The 3,092-nt window shown below is 61.7% G+C and carries 5 protein-coding genes; 4 read left to right on the top strand and 1 reads right to left on the bottom strand.

Translation table 11 applies throughout. The features are described from left to right. Positions 1-507 (top strand): NifU family protein (locus ENZ74_RS26915; RefSeq protein WP_164761237.1); only part of this gene is annotated, 507 nt, incomplete at its 5' end. Positions 508-589: 82 nt separating this feature from the next. Further along, the gene (locus ENZ74_RS26910) at positions 590-916 is read left to right on the top strand and encodes an NIPSNAP family protein (RefSeq protein WP_013528065.1); all 327 of its coding nucleotides are present in this window, start codon (positions 590-592) and stop codon (positions 914-916) included. A gap of 111 nt (positions 917-1,027) precedes the next feature. Here ENZ74_RS26910 and ENZ74_RS26905 read toward each other — a convergent pair whose 3' ends face one another. Beyond that, entirely contained in the window at positions 1,028-1,645 is a 618-nt protein-coding gene (locus ENZ74_RS26905; RefSeq protein WP_013528066.1) for a L,D-transpeptidase, read from the bottom strand. Between the two features lie 226 nt (positions 1,646-1,871). On the opposite strand from ENZ74_RS26905, the gene cueR reads away from it, so the two are divergent. Further along, positions 1,872-2,294 carry a Cu(I)-responsive transcriptional regulator gene (cueR, locus tag ENZ74_RS26900; RefSeq protein WP_024501803.1) on the top strand — a complete coding sequence of 141 codons (423 nt, stop codon included), beginning with the start codon at positions 1,872-1,874 and terminating at the stop codon, positions 2,292-2,294. Between the two features lie 58 nt (positions 2,295-2,352). Beyond that, positions 2,353-2,784: an OsmC family protein gene (locus ENZ74_RS26895; RefSeq protein ID WP_013528068.1), complete on the top strand. Its 432-nt coding sequence runs from the start codon at positions 2,353-2,355 to the stop codon at positions 2,782-2,784. The last annotated feature ends 308 nt before the right edge of the window (positions 2,785-3,092 follow it).

Raw genomic sequence — 3,092 nt, 5'->3', positions numbered from 1 at the left:
GTGCTTGTGGAAGGCACCGCCGATTTCCGCGATGCCGACAGCGCCGCCGTCGCCTCGCCGCTGGCCGGCCGGCTGTTCGAAATTCCTGGCGTCACCGGCGTTTTCTTCGGCTATGACTTCATCACCGTGACCAAGGATGGCCCCGACTGGCAGCATTTGAAGCCGGCGATCCTCGGCGCCATCATGGAGCATTTCATGTCCGGCGCGCCCGTCATGGCCAAGGCCGGCCCGGCCGCCGAGACCAGCCAGACCGGTGAGTTCTACGACAAGGCCGACGAGGAGCTGGTCATCACCATCAAGGAGCTGCTCGACACGCGGGTGCGCCCGGCGGTCGCCCAGGATGGCGGCGACATCACCTTCCGCGGCTTCGAGAATGGCACGGTGTTCCTGCACATGAAGGGTGCCTGCGCCGGCTGCCCGTCATCGACGGCGACGCTGAAGCACGGCATCCAGAACCTTCTGCGCCATTTCGTGCCGGAAGTGCAGCAGGTCGAGCAGGTCTCCTGACGCCCGTTTTGACAATTCTACCCTGCTGACCGTCTGGTCCGATTTCTTCGCTTCCGGCGCATCGGTCAGAAGGAACTCCAAAATGATCTACGAACTTCGGGTTTACCGGGCTCTGCCGGGACGCTTGCCGGCGCTTCTTGATCGCTTCGACAAGATCACGCTCAAATTATGGGAAAAGCACGGTATCCGCCAAGCGGGTTTCTTTACCACGCTGATCGGAGCTTCGAACAACGAACTGACCTACATGCTGGCATGGGAATCGCTGGCCGAACGCGAAGAGCGCTGGACGGCGTTCGTGAAGGACCCTGCCTGGACGCAGGCGCGGGAAGACTCCGAGCGTGATGGCCAGATCACCGAGACAATCATCAACCAAATTTTGGTACCCACCGCGTTCTCGGCGGTGTCCTGACCGCCGAGCAGGCGTCGCATCGCGCAAACAACAAAAAACCGGGCCGAATTGCCCGGTTTTCTGCTTGGGACGTCCGTTGTTGCCTAGACGGTCCGCGTACGAAAACTGCCTCTAGAGAACGATGACCTTGGCGCCGACCGAGGCGCGGTCATAGAGGTCGATAATGTCCTGATTCATCAGCCGGATGCAGCCAGACGACATCGCCTTGCCGATCGAATTCCATTCGGGGCTGCCATGCAGGCGATAGCCTGAATCACCGCCCTTGTTGAACAGGTACATGGCGCGCGCGCCGAGCGGGTTCTTCAGGCCCGGCTCCATGCCGCCGGCAAACTTTTCCAATTCCGGCTGGCGCTGGATCATCTGCCTCGGCGGCGTCCAGGTCGGCCATTCGCGCTTGAGCGCAATGTGGGCGGTGCCATGCCACTCGAAGCCCTCGCGGCCGACGCCGATGCCGTAGCGAATGGCCCTTCCGTCGCCCTCGATGAAATAAAGGAACTTGTTCTGCGTATCGACGATGATCGTGCCCGGCTTTTCCGGGCTATCGTAGTTCACTTCCTGCCGATGGTACTTCATCGGCACTTTCTCGATCGGGATGCGCGGCAGCTGATAACCGGCGTCGGTGACCGCGCCGTAGTCGTTGGAGAAGATCTGCGAGCCGATGGTGCTGCAACCGGCGATAGCAGTGGAGAGCGCCAGTGCGGCGATGATTGCAAACGACTTCATGCGCATCAGGTGATCCGGTGCCCCGCCCAAACTCGGCGGCACGAGTCGGCCGCTCTCTCATCATCATTCATGCTGGCATTTGCTTTGCTTGCCAAGCGCGCGATGCCTATATGCCTGCCTTGACGTACCGGTAAGCGTATCACTATGGCATTTTGGCAACAGGACTCACAGGATTGTGAAGCAAATTCAAGGGGCCTGCTCCATGGGTTCCTGGAAATCGAGGAGAACCGTCATGAATGTCGGTGACGCCGCCCACCGCTCCGGCCTGCCGGCCAAGACCATCCGTTACTATGAAGAGATCGGCCTGATCGCCCCGGCACGCGCCGCCAACGGCTACCGCGATTATTCCGGAGACGACATCCATCGGCTGGCCTTCCTGCGCCGCGCGCGCAATCTCGGCTTTTCCATCGACGATTGCCGCCAGCTGATGGCGCTTTACCAGGATCGCAGCCGCGCCAGCCAAAACGTGCGCGAAATCGCCGCCGCCCATGTCACGGCGATCGAGGAGAAAGTGCGCGAGTTGCAGTCGATGCGCTCGACGCTGCAGAAACTGATTCATGCCTGTCACGGCGACGAAAGGCCGGATTGTCCGATCCTTGATGACATGGCGGGCGCGGCATTGCCTAGCGACAAGGGCGCCTCTGCGCCTGCATAATGACCGTATGTCGACGACGCCCGAAGCCTGGTCGACTCCTGCCGGGAGGACATCCGCAATGGTCTCGATGACCGTCGAACTGCGCAATGTGGAGGACACGCGAGCCGCCATGGGCTGGGCCGGCGGCCACACGATCATCGTCGACCGGCCCGAAGGCAAGGCCGGCGGCATGGGCCTGGGCTTCAATGGCGGCCAGTTGCTTGCCCTGGCGATCGGCGGCTGCTTCTGCAACGATCTTCGCTACGTCGCCGAGGAAATGGGCGTAACGCTCGACAAGATCGCCGTGACCGTGACGCTGAACCTCGAAGGCAAGCCTTTGCTCGCGACCTCGTCAACCATGGCGGTTTCATGCACGACGCTGGACGGCTCCGACCCGGCCGAGATCATTACAAGGGCCGCGGCGATTTCCACGGTCAGCAACTCCCTGCGCCAGGGCGTGTCGGTGAGCATTGAAACGGCCGCAACGACGGCCGGCTTGTCGGAGGAATGATCCCCGGGAACAGGCGCATTGGCCGCGTGGATTGTCAGAGATCGCCAAAAAAGGCCCGCCGCCGGCACGGCAGAGCGATTGACCCAATTTTCTTCGGCATCTGGGCGCGTCAATCAGCCGCTCTATGTCTTCCCTTGTCGCAATGATCAACGATGGAGGTTGGCATGGATCGGCGATTGTTTCTGACTGGAATGCTTGGGCTGGCAGGGGCTGCGACCGTCGTCGCAATCGCGCGTCCTGCCACCGCCTTGGCCGGCATCCCGAATACGGGGCCCGGCATTCTCGACGAGCTCGACAAACCGTCCGAC

Source organism: Mesorhizobium sp. M7A.F.Ca.CA.002.15.2.1, assembly GCF_003998715.1.
Taxonomy (GTDB): Bacteria; Pseudomonadota; Alphaproteobacteria; order Rhizobiales; family Rhizobiaceae; genus Mesorhizobium; species Mesorhizobium ciceri.
The sequence above is the reverse complement of the archived record's forward strand: the minus strand, read 5'-3'. Positions and strand labels throughout refer to the sequence as shown.

Coding starts and splice junctions, on each gene's coding strand:
- ENZ74_RS26910 (WP_013528065.1), top strand. CDS start 590: ATGATCTACGAACTTCGGGTTTACCGGGCTCTGCCGGGACGCTTGCCG.
- ENZ74_RS26905 (WP_013528066.1), bottom strand. CDS start 1,645: ATGCGCATGAAGTCGTTTGCAATCATCGCCGCACTGGCGCTCTCCACT.
- cueR (WP_024501803.1), top strand. CDS start 1,872: ATGAATGTCGGTGACGCCGCCCACCGCTCCGGCCTGCCGGCCAAGACC.
- ENZ74_RS26895 (WP_013528068.1), top strand. CDS start 2,353: ATGGTCTCGATGACCGTCGAACTGCGCAATGTGGAGGACACGCGAGCC.